The organism is Streptomyces sp. NPDC001493, from assembly GCF_053597235.1.
This window is the reverse complement of the sequence record NZ_JBSFHV010000001.1, coordinates 113,489-129,861: the sequence shown is the minus strand read 5'-3', so window position 1 is coordinate 129,861 and position 16,373 is coordinate 113,489. Positions and strand designations below refer to the sequence as shown.

Sequence of the window (16,373 nt, the reverse complement as noted above, 5' to 3'; positions counted from 1 at the left end):
CAGCATCACCGAGCATCAGAGAGAGAGCGACCATGTCCGCACCTGCAACCGCCGAGTCCGTACTCGACCTCATCCGCACCGAGCTCATCGAGTCGGGCGTCGAGGAGGAGACCATCTCCCCCGATGCCAAGTTCGACGACCTGGACATCGACTCCCTGGACGTGGGCGAACTGATGGCGACCGTCAAGCGCACGTACGGGGTCAGCATCCCGCGTGCCGAGCTCGCCGACGTGACCGTGGGTCAGCTGGCTGCCAAGATCACTGAACAGGCCGCCAGTTGACATCTGCGGTCGCGGTCACCGGCGTCGGCGCGGTCACCCCGCTCGGCGTCGGTGCCGCTGTACTGATCGACCGTCTCGCCGCCGGCGAGACCGGTCTGGGGGCGGGTGAGGGCCGCTGCGCGGAGTTCGACGCGGGGGATTTCCTGAGCCGCCGTGAGCGCAAGCGGAACGCCCGGTTCTCCCAGCTCGCGCTCGTCGCCGCCGAGGAGGCCCTGGAGCAGGCGGGCTGGCTCGCGGGGCTGCCGTATCCGGCCGAGCGCGTCCGCTGTGTCGTCGGCACCGGCCTCGGCGGCGTTCCGGAGGGAGCCCAGGGCGGTACCGCGTCCCCGTTGACGGTCCCGCTGATGATGTCCAACAGCGCGGCGGCCGCCCTGAGCACCCGCTACGGTCTGGGCGGCGAGTCCTTCGCCACCTCGGGCGCCTGTGCGGCCGGGGCGCAGGCCATCGGGGTGGCCCTGGGGGCGATCCGTCGCGGTGAGGCCGCGGCGGCGGTCGTCGGTGGCGCGGAGGCGGTGCTGCTGCCGCTCGTGCGGGACTCCTTCGCCGAGGCCGGGGCGCTGTCGCCGACGGGTCGCTGCGTGCCGTTCGACGCGGGACGCGACGGTTTCGTCATGGGCGAGGGCGCCGGAATCCTCGTGCTGGAGAGCGTCGAGGGAGCCCGGGCCAGGGGCGCCACGATCCTCGGACTGGTGCTGGGTTACGGCGCCAGTTCCGACGCCCACCACCTCACCGCGCCGGCCCCGGACGGGGTTCCGGCCGCCCGGGCGATCCGGCGGGCGCTGAGCGACGCGGGCGTCACCCCCGCGGAGCTCTGCTACATCAACGCCCACGGCACGGGCACCCTGCTGAACGACGAGGCGGAGATCCGCGCGTTGCGCCTCGCGCTCGGAGAGGCACTCGCGTCCGTGCCCCTCTCCTCCACCAAGGCCGCCACCGGGCACCTCTTCGGTGCCGGCGGGGCGGTGGAGGCCATCGCCACCCTCGGTGCGCTGCGCACCGGGATCGCTCCCCCGACCTACGGCCTGAGCGAGCCGGACGTCCGGCTGGGGGCGGTGGACCACCTCATGTCCGCCCGTCCGCTGAGTCCGGGTCCGAACCGCGCGGTCGGGCTCTCGGACTCGCTGGGCTTCGGCGGGCACAACGCCGTCCTCGTACTGGGAGCGCCATGAGCGGATTCGACTTCACCGGCCGCCGCTATCTGATCACCGGGGTGACCAACCAGGAATCGATCGCCTGGCACGTCGCGGCCGGACTCCAGCGGCAGGGCGCCGAGATCGTGCTCAGCTCCTTCGGACGTGCCGCCCGGATCACCCGGAAGGCCGCCCTGCGGCTGCCCGCCCCGCCGGACGTCATCGAACTCGATGTCACCGACGAGGCGGCCTACGCCACCGTGGCGAAGGAACTCACCGATCGGTGGGGCCGGTTGGACGGGGTGCTGCACAGCATCGCCTACGCCCCCGCCGACGCCGTCAGCGGCGCGTTCCTGGGTACGCCGGCGGCCAGCGCGCTGGCCGGTTTCCAGGTCTCCGCGTACTCGTTGCAACGGCTCACCGCCGCCCTCACTCCCCTGCTGACGGCGGGTGGCCGCGGCGGCAGCGTGGTGGGGATCACCGTGGACAGCGCCCGCGCGCTGCCCGGTTACGACTGGATGGGGGTGTTCAAGGCGTCGCTGGAGGCGGTCGCCCGCTACTTGGCGCTGCATCTGGGGCCCGACGGGGTGCGGGTCAACCTGGTCGCCTCCGGACCGCTGGAGACCCTGTCGGCGAAGGGTGTGGGGAGCTTCGACGCGCTGGCCGACCACTACGAGACCTGGGCGCCGCTCGGCTGGGACCGCTCGGACCCCGGACAGGTGGTCGGCGCGGTGCTGTTCCTCCTCTCCGACCTCGCCGGGCGCACGACCGGACAGGTGCTCCACGCCGACGGCGGTCTGCACGCCGTCTCCGCCGGCATCGGTGACCCCCCGCACCGTCCCGGGCCCGCTTCCGCGTAAGCCCGTTCGCCCTTCGTGCCCCACGGACCCGGTCAGCCGGGCCCGTGGGGCGCGAAGGGCGACGGACCCGGTCAGCCCGGGAACCGCCCGCTGCTGCGCAGCTCCCAGCGGCGTTCGGCGTACGCCAGGTCGTCGCGCCAGAGCCGCCCGGCGGAGGCCCTCATCAGCGGGCGCAGCAGCGGGGCCGCCGCGCGGGCGAGCGCGAAGCCGCGCCGGTCGGACGCGGCGACGACGGCCTCCACCACGGCGGTGCGCGGCCGCCCCGAGGGGTCGGTGCCGAGCGGCGTGGCGTGGCTCTCGACCACGGAGCCCCGGCCCTCGCCCCCGGTGATGTGCATGACGACGGTACGGGGTTCGGGTGCGGTGAACACGGCGCGTACGGGCACCACGACGCGGCCCGCCACCTTGAAGGAGACGTCGACCGCGAACCCGTCCCGGCCGTCCCCCGCTTCGCCGCCGGGGACGTCGAGGACGGTCAGGTCCACGAAGGAGTACGGGTGGAACCAGGCGCCGTGCCAGGGGTCGAGGCGGTTGGCGACGACGTCCTCGGGTTCGCAGGTGCCGAATCCCTCGTACACCGCGTCGACCGCCGTGGACGGGACCGGCCGTTCGGGGAGGACGGGCCGGTCCAGTGGTGTCTCGCCGCCCACCGCGTCCAGCCGCACCCAGGCGAGGACTCCGTCGTCGAAGGCCGGGTAGGGCTCCCAGCCGGCGAACGGCTCGCCGCTCAGGGCGAGTCCGTGCCAGTGGCAGACGAGGGTCCCGCAGCGGACCGGGCTGTCCTTCAGGGGTGCGCCCAGGTGCGGGCAGGCTCCGGGCCCCGCCCGCAGGCGGCCCGAGGCGTCGCGCCAGGCGACGACCTCGGTGCCCCGGACGGTCCGGCCGAAGGAGCGGCCGGGGGTGATGCGGCGGGAAGAGCCGATGACGTACCAGTTGCCGGAGGGGCGGCCGAGCGCGTGCTCGAGGGCGCCCGCGATGAGGGCGGGACGGGCGTCGCGCCAGGTGGGGCGCTGCCGCTCCCACGGCACGGGGTCGCGGCGCAGCCGCAGCGGGATACGGCCGCGACGGGCGGGCCGGCCGGTTCCTGGGTGCGTCATGCCACGTCCTCGTGTGCGGTCTCGGCGGTGGCCCGGGTGCGGCGCGGCTGCCCCGCCGGTGGGGCGCCCGCCGCCGGGAGGGAGCGGCCCGGACCCGTCGGTCGCGGTGCGGCAGCGGCGGCGTTGCGGGGCGCCGGGCGGGCGGCGAGGGCGCGTACCAGGCCGTCCAGGGCGACCGTGGCGCGGCGGGCGCGGGAGACGACCGCGCGCCGGTGGAGCACGGCGTAGCCGTCCGCCTCGATGGCGTCGAGGATGCCTCCGTACAGCACGAACGCGGTACGGATGCAGGGGCGTGACTCGGGGGCGAGCAGGGCGATGCCGGGCAGGGCCCGCCGGTAGATCTCCCGGGTGTGCGCGGCGGCGGCCCGCAGCGCTGAGGTGATGCGTGGGTCGCGGAGGCCGGTCGCCCGGCTGTGCAGCAGGAGTTCGCGGTCCACGCCGTGCGCGGTGAGCAGGTCGGCCGGGAGGTAGACGCGGCCCCGGTCGAGGTCCTCGCCCACGTCCCGGAGGAAGTTGGTCAGCTGGAAGGCGACGCCGAGGTCGGCGGCGTACGGGGCGGCCTCCTCGCGGGGGACGACCGTGCCGAGGACGGGCAGCATCTGGAGGCCGATGACGGCGGCCGATCCGTGGGTGTAGCCGCCGAGTTCCTCCCAGGAGGCGTACCCGGTCACCGTGAGGTCGCTGCGCATGGAGGCCATGAAGTCGGTGAAGTGGCGGTGGCCGATGCCGTACACGGACGCGGTGTGGACCAGCGCCCGGATCACCGGTTCGTCGGCGGTGCCGTGCGTGAGGCCCTCGGCGAGCCGCAGTTCGAAGGCGAGCAGCGCCCGCGCGCGTTCCCCGGGGCCGGCGTCGGCGTCCAGGTCGTCCACGATGTCGTCGGCCCGGCGGGCGAAGCCGTAGAGGGCGTGCACGGCGGGGCGGCGGTCGGCGGGGAGCAGCCGGGTGGCGAGGAAGTACGTCCTGCCGTGGCGTGCGTTGAGCCTCCGGCAGGTGGCGTACGCGGCGCGCAGGGCGGGGTCGTGGATGGCGGCCGCGTCGAGTTCACGGGCGGTCATACGGAGGTGCCTTTCGGTACGGGGCGCGGGGTGGTCGCGGGGGCCGTTCGGGGCCGGTGCGCACCGGTGATCCGGGCGGCGGCGAGCTTTCCGGAGACGATCACGGTCGGCACACCGACGCCGGGGGTGGTGCCGCAGCCGGCGAGGACGGCGTTGGTGGTGCCCCTCACGAGGTTGCGGGGGCGGAAGGGACCGGTCTGCGGGAAGGTGTGGGCGGCCGAGAAGGGGGTGCCCGCGGCGTGCCCCTGGGCGGTCCAGTCGACCGGGGTGACCAGGCATTCCTCCTCGATGGCGGCACCGAGCCCGGCGAGTCCCCGGCGTTCGAGTTCGGTGAGCAGGCGGTCCCGGTAGCGGGGGGCGAGCTCGTCCCAGGTGCGGGCGGAGGGGCCGATGTCGGTGTTGGGGCAGGGAGCGAGCACGTAGTGGAGGTGCTTGCCGGGCGGCGCGAGCGCGGGGTCCCCGGCGGTGGGCCGGGTGATGAGCAGCGAGGGGTCGGTCATCAGCGAGCCGGTGCGGGTGAGTTCGTGGAAGGTGCCCTTCCAGGCCCGGCCGAACGAGAGGGTGTGGTGGGCGAGTCCGGGCCAGGTGCGGTCCGTTCCGGCGTGCAGGACGACGGCGGACGGCGAGTGCCGGATACCGCCCGGGCGGCGGGGGGTGCGGCCGAGCAGCCGGTAGCTGACGGGCAGGTCCGGGGTGAGGACGACCGCGTCGCAGGGGATGCGGCCCCGGTCGGTGACGACGGCGGTGACCCGGTCCCCGGAGCGCTCCAGCCGGCTGACGGTCTCGCCGTAGCGGAACGCGGCTCCGGCCTCGGCGGCCGAGTCCGCGAGCGCCTTCGGCAGGGCGTGCATCCCGCCGCGCGGGAAGTACACCCCGGCGACCGTGTCCATGTAGGCGATGACGGCGTACGCGGCGAGCGCCCGGGCCGGGGGCACCCCGGCGTACAGGGCCTGGAAGGAGAAGACGCGGCGCAGCCGTTCGTCGCTCAGGTAGCGGCCGATCCGGGCGTCGAGCCGGCCGAAGCCGCCGAGCGCGGCGAGCCGGGCCAGGTCGGGGTGGAGGAGCTGGAGCGGGGAGTCGAAGTTGGCGTCGATGAAGCGGCGCATCTGGACGGCGTATAGGCGTTCCAACCACTGCCGCAGACGGCGGTAGCCGAGCGCCTCGTGCCCGCCGGCGAACTCCTCGACGGCGGCCTCCATCGCCGCCGGTTCGGTGTGCACGTCGAGGGTGGAGCCGTCGGCGAACCAGGCGCGGTAGGCGGGGTGGAGCGGGATCAGGTCGAGCCGGTCGGCGAGCCGGTGACCGACGGCGGCGAAGGCCTCCTCGACGAGGTCGGGCATGGTCAGCACGGTGGGACCGGTGTCGATGCGGTAGCCGCCGCGCTCCAGCAGTCCGGCGCGTCCGCCCGGCGTGGGGTCGCGCTCGACGACGGTGACCCGCCGGCCCGCGCCGAGCAGGTGGAGCGTGGCGGACAGGCCGGCGAGGCCGGCGCCGATCACCACGACGTGGTCGGTGCGCCCGGGGACGGTCCTCATCGGGTGGTGTCTCCTTCGGGGGCGGTGCCGGGCGCGTGTCCGGATGCGGACGCCGGGGGCGACGGGGTGCGCCCGCCCGCGGCTTCCCGCAGCAGGAGGCGCAGCTGCCGGGCGCCCGCCGGGGCGAGTCCGGCGAGGTCGAGGCGGGCCTCCGCCTCGGCGGCGAGGCGGTCCGCCCGCTGTTCGACGGCGGCGCGCGCCCCGCTGAGGGTGAGTGCCTCCCGTACCCGGGCGAGTCCCTCGTCGGTGAGGCCGGGGTTGCCCACGCCCGCGTCCAGGACTGCGAGTACGGCGGTGTCGCCCGCCGCCTCGGCGCGTTCCCGGGCGACGGCCACCAGGTAGGTGGGCTTCCCGTCGCGGAGGTCGCCGCCGGAGGGCTTCCCGGTGACGGCGGGATCGCCGAACGCGCCGAGCAGGTCGTCGCGGAGCTGGAAGGCGGTGCCCGCGCTGCGGCCCGCGGCGCGCAGGGCGGCGGCCGTACGGTCGTCGGCGCCCGCGAGCGCGGCGCCGAGGGCGAGCGGGCGCTCCACGGAGTAGAGGGCGCTCTTGAGGCAGGCGGTCCGCAGGGCGTGCGCGGCGGTACGGGTCGCGGCGGCCTGTCCGTGCAGGTCGAGATATTGGCCGGCCACCATTTCGGTGCGCATCGCCCGCCAGATCGCCAGGACCCGGCTCCGGGGTGCGGGGTCCATGGGTACGGCCGAGACGGTGTCGTCCGCCCAGGCGAGGGCGAGGTCGCCGACGAGGACGGCGGCCGAGGTGCCGAACGCGGTGTCCGGCGGTCCGCCGGTCAGGCCCGCCAGCTCCACGTGGACGGCGGGGCGGCCCCGGCGCAGCGCGGAGCCGTCCATCACGTCGTCGTGGACCAGGGCGCACGTCTGGATGAGTTCGAGGGCGACGCCGAGGCGCAGTGCCGCGTCCACCGCGTCCGCGCCACCGCCGCAGGCCCGCATCGCCCACCAGAGGAAGCGGGGCCGGGCGCGCTTCCCGCCGCCGAGGGTGAAGTCCGCGACCCGCCGGGCCACGTCCCGGGCGAAGACGGCGTCGATGGCGGCGGCCTCGGCGAGGTGCTCCCGGAGCACCGTGCGGGCGGTGCGCAGGACGGCACCGGCCACGTCCGCGTCGACGGATTCAGCGCTTTCCACTGACTCGGTGCCTTCGGCGGCGGGCGCCTTCGGCCGGGGCGGGCCGGCCGGGTCGCGGTCCCCGCGGGTGGCGTCCGGGCCCGGCTCCTGCCGGGGCCCGTCGTGCGCCCGGTCGTGCCGGCCCTCCGCCGGGTCGCCGCCGGCCGGGGCGCCGTGCGCGTGGGCCGCCGCGGTGTGCGGCTCCCGCGCGGCCGGACCGGCCGGGGTCCCCTCGGCGGGGCGGCCGGGCCGGTCGGGCGGCTGCGCGCCCCCGTGGGACCGCTCCGACCGCCGGTGGTCGGCAGAGGCGGAAACCGCTGCCCGGGTGAGGCGCATCGCAGGTCCTTCTGGTCGCATCGGTCTCCGTACCGCTCGGGCCGGCCCCGCACCGCCGGGCCGGCGCGCCGGCGGTACGGGGCTCGTCACGGACCCCGGTCCTCCGGGCCCGTCGCGTCTCTTCCGGCGTCCCCCGTCCGGCGGATGCGGGCAGGCCCCGATCCGTACCGGTCGGGGCACGAGGCACTGACTCCCGAGGGGATCACGCCGACCGGCCGGGCGGTGGCTGCCGGGGCCGGTGGCGAGGACCCGGGGGCGGCCCCGCGACCCATTCGGCCGTCCCGGAGGTGGCAGGGTGCGTCCGGCCGGGCCCCACCGGGCGGAATGCGGTAAGGGCGGGGACGGTGGATACAGGAGACCGGAATCGACCCCGAGGCGGAGGCGCCATGGAGAGGGCCAAGGAGACGGCCGAGGAGACCGCGGACGAAGGCGAGGGCCTGCACTGCCTGGTCACGGGGGCCACCGGCTACATCGGGGGCCGCCTGGTGCCGGAACTGCTGGCGGCCGGCCACCGGGTGCGCTGTCTGGCGAGGACCCCCGAGAAGCTGCGCGACTACCCTTGGGCCGCCGGGGCGGAGGTGGTGCGCGGGGACGTCACCGATCCGGAGTCGCTGGCGGAGGCCATGCGGGACATCGACGTCGCGTACTACCTGGTGCACGCGCTGGGCACGGGTTCCGGCTTCGAGGAGACCGACCGCAGGGCGGCCCGGACCTTCGGCGAACAGGCCCGCGCGGCGGGGGTGGGACGCATCGTGTACCTGGGGGGCCTGACGCCCGGCGACGTACCGGAGGAGGAGCTCTCCCCGCATCTGCGGTCCCGCGCGGAGGTCGGCCGCATCCTGCTGGATTCGGGGGTGCCGACGGCCGTCCTGCGGGCCGCCGTGATCATCGGTTCGGGTTCGGCGTCCTTCGAGATGCTCCGCTACCTCACCGAACGGCTGCCGGTCATGGTCACCCCGAGCTGGGTGTCCACCCGGATCCAGCCGATCGGCGTCCGGGACGTACTGCGCTATCTCGTCGGCAGTGCCCGGATGCCCCGGGACGTCCACCGCACCTTCGACATCGGCGGCCCCGACGTCCTGACGTACCGGGTGATGATGGAGCGGTACGCCGAGGTCGGGCACCTGCCGAAACGGCTGATCCTGCCCGTCCCGATGCTCACCCCCCGGCTGTCCAGCCACTGGATCGGACTGGTCACACCGGTGCCCCGGTCCATCGCCCGGCCGCTCGCGGAGTCGCTGAGGTACGAGGTGGTCTGCCGCGAGCACGACATCGCGGAGTACGTCCCGGACGGGCCCGGTCAGCCCTTCCCGTTCGACAAGGCGCTCGGTCTGGCCCTCCAGCGGGTCAGGGAGGCGAAGGTGACCACCCGCTGGTCCTCCGCCTCGCTCCCGGGCGCGCCCAGCGACCCGCTGCCCACGGATCCGGACTGGGCGGGCGGCAGCCTGTACGAGGACCTCCGGGAGCGGGACGTGGACGCTCCCCCGGCCGCGCTGTGGCGGGTGGTGGAGGGGATCGGGGGCGACAACGGCTGGTACTCGTTCCCGCTGGCGTGGGCGGTGCGGGGGTGGCTGGACCGGGCGATGGGCGGGGTGGGGCTGCGGCGGGGCCGCCGCGACGCCGACCGGCTGCGGGTCGGGGACTCGCTGGACTTCTGGCGCGTGGAGGAGATCGAGCCCGGCAGGCTGCTGCGGCTGCGGGCCGAGATGCGGGTGCCGGGGCTGGCCTGGCTGGAGATGTACGTGGAGGAGCGGGACGGCGGGCGCTCCCACTACCGCCAGCGCGCGCTCTTCCATCCGCGCGGGCTGCTCGGCCACGCCTACTGGTGGAGCGTCTCGCCCTTCCACGCGATCGTGTTCGGCGGGATGGCCCGCAACATCGCCCGCGCCGCCTCCCGGACCCCCGGCTCGGCCCGGTCCCGGGCGGAGACCGCGTCGGCGCGTCCCCGTCCTCAGGAGCAGAACTGAACGACGTCCTCAGCAGAGCTGAACGACACGGACGGCCGAAGCGGTACCGCCGTGCGGTGGCGGCGGCGCATCCGGACCGTGCCGCCGCACGGAAGCACGGACGCACACCAGAAGCTCCCCATGCCCTCGTTCCGGTTCCGATCCGCCCAGGAGTAGCGCCATGACCGTCTCGGTCGTCCTGTTCACCTCCGATCTGCGGCTGCACGACCATCCACCGCTGCGGGCCGCGTCGGCCGCGAGCGACGAGATCGTGCCGCTCTTCGTCTTCGACCGGCGCGTGGAGGAGGCGGGTTTCGCGGTACCCAACCGGCGGGCCTTCCTCGCCGACTGCCTGCGGGACCTGGACGCGGGGCTGCGCGAGCGGGGCGGGAGGCTGGTGATCCGTACCGGGGACGTGTCCGAGGAGGTCTGCCGGGTCGCCGCCGGGACCGGGGCCCGGGACGTCCACATGTCCGGCGGGGTCAGCGCTTACGCGCACGCCCGCGAGGAGCGGCTGCGCGAGGAACTGGAGTCGCAGGGCGCGAAGTTGCACGTGCACGACGCGGTGGTGACCGCCGTCGCGCCGGGTACGGTACGGCCGACGGGCTCGGGGTCGGACCACTTCGCCGTGTTCACCCCGTACTTCCGGCGCTGGTCCCAGGAACGCCTGCGGGATCCCCTGGGCCCGCCGCGCGAGGTCCGGGTGCCGGACACCGCGCGCTCCGGCGAACTGCCGTCCCGGGCCGGGGTGTCCGGGGTCTCGCCCGGCCTGGCGGAGGGCGGCGAGAAGGCGGGCCGGGCCCTGTTCGCCGCGTGGCGCAGATCCGGACTGGGCTCGTACGAGGACATGCACGACGACCTCGCGGGCGACGCGACCTCGCGGCTCTCGCCGCACCTGCACTTCGGCACCGTCTCACCGGTGGAGCTGGTGGGGCGGGCCCGCAGCGCGGGCGGCGCGGGCGCGGAGGCGTTCGTACGGCAGGTGTGCTGGCGCGACTTCCACCACCAGGTCCTCGCCGCCCGTCCGTCCGCCTCGCACGACAACTACCGTACGCAGCACGACGACTGGCGGGGCGAGGAGGAGGCGGGGGACGAGATCGAGGCGTGGCGGCAGGGGCGCACCGGGTATCCGGTCGTGGACGCCGCGATGCGTCAACTGCGCCACGAGGGCTGGATGCACAACCGGGGCCGGCTGCTCACGGCGAGCTTCCTGGCGAAGACGCTGTACGTCGACTGGCGCGTCGGCGCCCGCCACTTCCTGGATCTGCTGGTGGACGGCGACATCGCCAACAACCAGCTCAACTGGCAGTGGGTGGCGGGCACCGGGACGGACAGCCGTCCCAACCGGGTGCTCAACCCGGTGCGTCAGGGCCACCGTTACGACCCGGACGGGGCGTACGTACGCCGCTGGGTACCGGAGTTGGCGGGCGTCGGGGGCGGGGCGGTGCACGAGCCGTGGAAGCTTCCGGAGCCGGAGCGCGCCGCGTTGGACTATCCGGCTCCGCTGATCGGGCTGACGGACGCGCTGGCCCGTTTCAAGCAGGCGCGCGACCTGCGCTGAGGGCTCGGCCGTGTCCGGCCGTTCCCGTCGGGCGGGCGCGAATCGCCGGACGCGGCCCAGGTTCCCGGACGCGGGACGGCCCCGCCGGTGGGTGGGGTTGCCCGGCGGGGCCGTGTCTGTGGGTGGGAGGCGGTGTCAGACCTTGCGCCAGCGGGCGTTGGCCCAGGAGAAGAGGCCGAAGGCGGCCAGTCCGAGGGCGATGAGCGCGAGCAGCCAGGGTCCGGCGGGGGTGTCGGTGAAGGAGCGGAGGGTGTCGTCCATGCCCTTGGCCTGTCCGGGCTCGTGCTGGACGGCCGCGGCGATGGCGAACCCGCCGGCCGTGCCGAAGACGACACCCCGGGCCGCGCCTCCGAACACGCCGACCACGTCGACGGCGCGTCGGGCCTTCTCCCCGCTGCCGGACATGTCGAGGTGCTTGCGGAACTTCAGGGTCACCGCCCGGAAGGCCATCCAGAGCCCGACGCCCACGACGACGGCTCCGGCGATTCCCACGATCCACTGGCCGCCGGGCCAGTCGAGGGCCTTGGCGGTGATGTCGTCGGTCTTCTTGTCGCTCGATCCGCTGCCGCTGCCCTTGTCCCCGGCCGCGTACGAGAGCACGGAGTAGGCGACGAAGGCGTAGAAGACGCAGCGTCCCGCAGCGACGATCCGCTTGGTGGGCTTGTGGCCGTCGGGGCCTGCCTGGCCGAACAGTGCCTCGGAGAGCCTCCAGAGGGCCATGCCGACGACGCCGATGCCGAGCAGCCACAGGAGGGCCACTCCCAGGGGCTGCTCGGCCACTTCCTTGAGCGCGCCGCCCCGGTCGGCCTGCTTTCCACCGCCGCCGCCGGAGAAGGCGACGCGCAGGGCGAGCACCCCGATCAGCAGGTAGATCACCCCTCGCGCGACGAATCCGGCGCGTGCGGCCGTCTCGACCGCTTTTCCGTTGGCCGCACTCCGGGCCCGGTCTCGTCCGCGTTCCGCTGTCGCACTGGTCATGGACCGACGGGTGCCCCTGAACGGCGGATCAATGCCCGGGGCCCCGAAACCCGGGGCCGAGGGGATCGGGGCTTCAGACCGCTTGCGGCTCCTCCGGCGGGGCGCCCTGTGCCTTCGCACGCTTGCCGACGACGGCGGCGGCTGCCGCGGCGGTGCCGAGGAAGGCCAGCGCGACCACCCACGGCTTGTCGAGCGCGTGGTCGGTGGCGTGGTCCAGGGAGTAGCGTCCGGCGCCGGTGATGCCGATCGCCGCGGCGGTGAACCCGAGGAACGCCGGGTACTCGTAACCGCCGCCCTGCGCGAAGAATCCGGCGGGGGCGTGCACCGCGACCGCCCCGGCCATCGCTCCGGCGGCGGCGGCGCCGGCCGCCGGGGTGGCGAGGCCGAGCGCGAGCAGCACGCCGCCGCCCGCCTCGCCGAGCCCGGCGGCCACGGCGCTGTGCTTGGGGGGATGGAAGCCCATGGCCTCCATGGCGGCGGTGGTGCCCTCGACCCCTCCGCCGCCGAACCAGCCCAGGAGCTTCTGGGAACCGTGGGCGGCGAGGACGGCGCCGGTGCCGGCGCGCAGGACGAGCAGGCCGAGGTCACGCCGGTTGAGGCAGGCCATGGAAGCTCCCGGGGACGAGGAGGACGGGGTACGGCTCCACTGTCGCCCGGCACCGTTGCGGGGGCGCGGCCGGTTACGCCGTACGGGGGATGCACCGGGGCCGTCTCCCGTGGCGCCTCGGGGATGCCTCCTGTGGTGCGCGACGGGTAGCCGAATGCGACGTACGTCATTGTGCAACTTGTTGCACAAAGCCGCCCCGGTCCTTTAGAACTGGCGGGACGACACCGCGCGAGGAGACCCCCATGAGCCCCTACCCCACGCTGCTGAGCCCGCTGGACCTCGGATTCACCACCCTCCCCAACCGGGTGGTCATGGGGTCGATGCACACGGGTCTCGAAGAGGCCGAGAACGGCTTCGAGCGGATGGCCGCGTTCTACGCCGAGCGCGCCCGCGGCGGCGTGGGCCTCATCGTCACGGGCGGCATCGCGCCCAGCGAGCGCGGCTGTTCCGCGCCCGGCGGCGCCAAGCTGACCACGGAGGCGGAGGCCGAGGAGCACACCCGGATCACCTCGGCGGTGCACGCGGCGGGCGGCCGGATCGCGCTGCAGATCCTGCACTTCGGCCGGTACGCGCACCACCCGGACCTGGTGGCGCCGAGCGCCCTCAAGGCCCCCATCAGCGGCTTCACCCCGCACGCGCTGACGGACGAGGAGGTCGAGGAGACGATCGAGGAGTTCGTCCGCGCCGCCGTCCTCGCCCGGCGTGCCGGGTACGACGGGGTCGAGATCATGGGCTCCGAGGGCTACCTCATCAACGAGTTCATCGTGGCGGAGACCAACCACCGCACCGACCGCTGGGGCGGCTCGTACGAGAACCGTGTGCGCTTCCCGGTCGAGATCGTGCGCCGGGTGCGCGAGGCCGTGGGCGACGACTTCATCCTGATCTACCGTCTCTCCATGCTGGACCTGGTGCCGGACGGTTCGACGCTGGAGGAGGTCGTGCACCTCGCCCGCGCGGTCGAGGCGGCCGGGGCGACCATCATCAACACCGGTATCGGCTGGCACGAGGCCCGCATTCCCACCATCGCGACCTCGGTGCCGCGCGGCGCGTTCACCTGGGTGACCGAGAAGGTGCGCGGCGCGGTCTCCGTACCGCTGGTGACGAGCAACCGGGTCAACACCCCCGAGGTCGCCGAGGAGATCCTCGCCTCGGGCCGCGCGGACATGGTGTCGATGGCCCGGCCCTTCCTCGCCGACCCGGATTTCGTGGCGAAGGCCGCGGCCGGCCGCTCCGACGCCATCAACACCTGCATCGGCTGCAACCAGGCCTGCCTGGACCACGTGTTCAGCCTCAAGATCACGTCCTGCCTGGTCAACCCCCGGGCCTGCCACGAGACCGAGCTGGTCCTCTCCCCCACCCGGGCCCGCAAGAGCGTCGCGGTCGTCGGCGCGGGACCGGCCGGGCTCGCCTGCGCGGTCACGGCGGCCGAACGCGGTCACGCGGTCACCCTCTTCGACGCGGCCGACGAGATCGGCGGCCAGCTCAACGTGGCGCGCCAGGTGCCGGGCAAGGAGGAGTTCGACGAGACGCTGCGCTACTTCCGTACCCGGCTGCGCGAGCTGGAGGTGGACGTGCGGCTCTCCACCCGTGCCGGGGCGGACACCCTCGACGGGTACGACGAAGTGGTCCTCGCCACCGGCGTGGAGCCGCGCACCCCGCCCATCGAGGGGGCCGAGCACCCCAGCGTGGTCGGCTATCTGGACGTACTGCGCGACAAGGCGCCGGTCGGCGACCGGGTCGCGGTCGTCGGGGCGGGCGGCATCGGCTTCGACGTCGCCGCGTTCCTCACCGACTCCGGGGAGGGTACGAGCCAGGACCCCGAGGCTTTCCTGCGCAGCTGGGGCGTGGACACCACCTACGCGCACCGGGGCGGGCTCCGTCTGCCGGAGCGCCCGAGGCCGCCGCGCACGGTCCATCTGATCCAGCGCAAGGCGACGAAGGTGGGCGCGGGACTGGGCAAGACCACGGGGTGGATCCACCGCACCGAGCTCCGCCACCGGGGCGTCACCATGATCGCGGGCGCCACCTACGACCGGATCGACGACGCCGGGCTGCACCTGACCGTGAACGGCGAGCAGCACGTGCTGCCGGTCGACACGGTCGTGCTCTGCGCGGGCCAGGAACCGCGCCGGGAGCTGTACGAGGAGCTGCGCGCGGCGGGCCGGCCGGTGCATCTGATCGGCGGTGCCGACGTGGCGGCCGAACTCGACGCCAAGCGGGCCGTCCGGCAGGGCACGGAGCTGGCCGCCTCGCTCTGAGCCCCCCCGTCGGCGTTCATAGGATGCACCCCATGTCACTGCCGCACGCGATCCTCACCGCTCTGCTGGAGAAGCCGTCGTCCGGGCTGGAACTGACCCGCCGGTTCGACCGGTCGATCGGCTACTTCTGGTCGTCGACGCACCAGCAGATCTACCGCGAGCTGGGCAGGCTGGAGCAGGCCGGGCGGATCAGGGCCCTGCGGCCCGGTCAGCCGGCGAGGGGCAGCAAGAAGGAGTACGAGGTGCTGCCGGCGGGCCGCGAGGAGCTGGCGGCCTGGGTGGCGCTTCCCGAGGACCCGAAACCGGTCCGCGATCCGCTGCTGCTGCGGATGCGGGCGGCGGCGGTCGTCGGGGCGCCCGGGCTCGGCGAGGAGCTCCGCCGCCATCTGGAGCTGCACCGGCGGCAGCTGGCGGAGTACCTGGAGATCGAGGAGCGGGACTTCCCGCCGGAGCGGAGAGCGGGCCAGGACGACCGGCTCCGCCACCTGGTGCTGCGCGGCGGCATCGACCTGGAGAGCTTCTGGATCACCTGGCTGACCGGGGCGATCGAGGGGCTCGACGGCCCGGAGGGAGCCGTGCCGGACGGAGCCGCGCCCCGCGACACCCGGTGACCGCCCCCGGCGGGCGGGGGCCCGGTCCACCGGTCCGACATGCGCTCCCCCGTCCCGCACGCCCGCGTGCGGGGTCCCGGCGGCTCCGCCCGGTAGCGGCCTTCACGCCCTCCCGCACGCGCCGCGGACCGTCCTAACCTGGGCCGACGCGGCCGTCGGACCGGCCCAGCCCGAGGGGAGGCGCGTGTGAGCGCGTACGACGAACTGATCGAAGCCGAAGACCCCGTGCTGTACCTCCGGCTGGGCGGCGCCGGTACGGAGCTGTCCCCGGGCGGCCCGCGCGCCGTGTTCCACGGCTCGCCGTCCCACAGCCATCTGCCCAACGGTGACAGCGCCACCCTCTTCGACGGAACCCCCGACCAGTACGTCGAAGTCCCCGACGACCGCTCCCTCTCGGTGTCGACGACCGGAGCGCTGACGGTGGAAGCCTGGTTCCGTCCCGACACCCTCGTCTTCCCGGCGAGCGAAGGCACCGGATACGTGCACTGGCTGGGGAAGCTCACCTACGCCACGGTCAACCAGGCCGAGTGGACGGCGCGGATCTACAGTGCCGACAACACCGAGGGCCGTGCCAACCGCGTCTCCGGATACGCCTTCAACCCCGCCGGCGGCCTGGGCGCCGGTTCCTACTTCCAGGACACCCTGTATCCCGGGGAGTGGATCCACTACGCCCTGGTGATCAACACCAGTCCCGCCGGACCCTCCTACCCGACCGGCTGCACGAAGATCTACCGCGACGGGAGGCTGCGCGACCAGGACGCGCTCGCCGACTACTCGATCGTGCCGGGCGACACCCCGTCCCCCGTGCGCATCGGTACGGCGAGCCTGCGGTCCTTCTTCCTGGGTGCCGTCGGCAAGGTCGCCGTCTACCCTCGCGAGCTGACAGCCGAACGGCTCCTGGCCCACCACGCCGTCATGACCGGTACCTGACTGAGGCGCCCCCGGGCCGGGGTCGGGGCGGCGCCTGAGGGCGTCTCAGGAGCGGGCGGGCCGT

At 74.5% G+C, this 16,373-nt stretch carries 14 protein-coding genes; 8 read left to right on the top strand and 6 right to left on the bottom strand.

Annotation, left to right across the window (positions count from 1 at the left end):
- Positions 1 to 32 precede the first annotated feature (32 nt).
- Genes ACWCWD_RS00525 through fabI form a run of 3 tightly spaced genes read left to right on the top strand, consistent with a single transcriptional unit; the run spans position 33 to position 2,271 of the window.
- Positions 33 to 281: an acyl carrier protein gene (locus ACWCWD_RS00525; protein ID WP_386887327.1), complete on the top strand. Its 249-nt coding sequence runs from the start codon at positions 33 to 35 to the stop codon at positions 279 to 281.
- Positions 278 to 1,450 (top strand): beta-ketoacyl-[acyl-carrier-protein] synthase family protein, encoded by a 1,173-nt coding sequence (locus ACWCWD_RS00520; protein WP_450769048.1) that lies wholly within the window; start codon positions 278 to 280, stop codon positions 1,448 to 1,450. The genes ACWCWD_RS00525 and ACWCWD_RS00520 overlap by 4 nt, the downstream gene beginning before the upstream one ends.
- Complete coding sequence (gene fabI / locus ACWCWD_RS00515) at positions 1,447 to 2,271, top strand: enoyl-ACP reductase FabI (RefSeq protein ID WP_450769047.1); 825 nt, start codon at positions 1,447 to 1,449, stop codon at positions 2,269 to 2,271. The genes ACWCWD_RS00520 and fabI overlap by 4 nt, the downstream gene beginning before the upstream one ends.
- Positions 2,272 to 2,342: 71 nt before the next feature.
- Here the strand turns inward: fabI and ACWCWD_RS00510 are convergent, their stop codons facing one another.
- From ACWCWD_RS00510 to ACWCWD_RS00495, 4 genes are read right to left on the bottom strand one after another with little or no spacing between them, the layout of a single operon-like run.
- Positions 2,343 to 3,368, bottom strand: coding sequence for a DUF5914 domain-containing protein (locus ACWCWD_RS00510; protein ID WP_450769045.1), 1,026 nt, complete (start codon positions 3,366 to 3,368; stop codon positions 2,343 to 2,345).
- The gene (locus ACWCWD_RS00505) at positions 3,365 to 4,426 is read right to left on the bottom strand and encodes a phytoene/squalene synthase family protein (RefSeq protein WP_450769043.1); all 1,062 of its coding nucleotides are present in this window, start codon (positions 4,424 to 4,426) and stop codon (positions 3,365 to 3,367) included. Before ACWCWD_RS00505 ends, ACWCWD_RS00510 begins: the two co-directional genes overlap by 4 nt.
- Positions 4,423 to 5,961: a phytoene desaturase gene (locus ACWCWD_RS00500; RefSeq protein WP_450769042.1), complete on the bottom strand. Its 1,539-nt coding sequence runs from the start codon at positions 5,959 to 5,961 to the stop codon at positions 4,423 to 4,425. Before ACWCWD_RS00500 ends, ACWCWD_RS00505 begins: the two co-directional genes overlap by 4 nt.
- On the bottom strand, positions 5,958 to 7,418 hold the full coding sequence (locus ACWCWD_RS00495) for a polyprenyl synthetase family protein (RefSeq protein ID WP_450769041.1): 1,461 nt from the start codon (positions 7,416 to 7,418) through the stop codon (positions 5,958 to 5,960). Before ACWCWD_RS00495 ends, ACWCWD_RS00500 begins: the two co-directional genes overlap by 4 nt.
- A 386-nt stretch (positions 7,419 to 7,804) precedes the next feature.
- Here ACWCWD_RS00495 and ACWCWD_RS00490 point away from each other — a divergent pair, with 386 nt between their 5' ends.
- Both ACWCWD_RS00490 and ACWCWD_RS00485 read left to right on the top strand, forming a co-directional pair.
- The gene (locus ACWCWD_RS00490; protein WP_450769040.1) at positions 7,805 to 9,385 is read left to right on the top strand and encodes an SDR family oxidoreductase; all 1,581 of its coding nucleotides are present in this window, start codon (positions 7,805 to 7,807) and stop codon (positions 9,383 to 9,385) included.
- Positions 9,386 to 9,545: 160 nt separating this feature from the next.
- Positions 9,546 to 10,925 carry a cryptochrome/photolyase family protein gene (locus tag ACWCWD_RS00485; RefSeq protein WP_450769038.1) on the top strand — a complete coding sequence of 460 codons (1,380 nt, stop codon included), beginning with the start codon at positions 9,546 to 9,548 and terminating at the stop codon, positions 10,923 to 10,925.
- Between the two features lie 135 nt (positions 10,926 to 11,060).
- Here the strand turns inward: ACWCWD_RS00485 and ACWCWD_RS00480 are convergent, their stop codons facing one another.
- Positions 11,061 to 11,903: a DUF1206 domain-containing protein gene (locus tag ACWCWD_RS00480; RefSeq protein WP_450769036.1), complete on the bottom strand. Its 843-nt coding sequence runs from the start codon at positions 11,901 to 11,903 to the stop codon at positions 11,061 to 11,063.
- A gap of 73 nt (positions 11,904 to 11,976) precedes the next feature.
- A complete protein-coding gene (locus ACWCWD_RS00475; protein ID WP_450769034.1) occupies positions 11,977 to 12,510 on the bottom strand; it encodes a DoxX family protein in 534 nt (177 codons plus the stop codon).
- 242 nt (positions 12,511 to 12,752) lie between these two features.
- On the opposite strand from ACWCWD_RS00475, the gene ACWCWD_RS00470 reads away from it, so the two are divergent.
- The 3 genes from ACWCWD_RS00470 (at position 12,753) to ACWCWD_RS00460 (ending at position 16,309) form a co-directional block, all read left to right on the top strand.
- Positions 12,753 to 14,768 carry an oxidoreductase gene (locus ACWCWD_RS00470; RefSeq protein ID WP_450769032.1) on the top strand — a complete coding sequence of 672 codons (2,016 nt, stop codon included), beginning with the start codon at positions 12,753 to 12,755 and terminating at the stop codon, positions 14,766 to 14,768.
- Positions 14,769 to 14,800: 32 nt separating this feature from the next.
- Entirely contained in the window at positions 14,801 to 15,379 is a 579-nt protein-coding gene (locus tag ACWCWD_RS00465) for a PadR family transcriptional regulator (protein WP_450769031.1), read from the top strand.
- Between the two features lie 186 nt (positions 15,380 to 15,565).
- Complete coding sequence (locus ACWCWD_RS00460) at positions 15,566 to 16,309, top strand: LamG-like jellyroll fold domain-containing protein (RefSeq protein ID WP_450769030.1); 744 nt, start codon at positions 15,566 to 15,568, stop codon at positions 16,307 to 16,309.
- Positions 16,310 to 16,373: the final 64 nt, after the last annotated feature.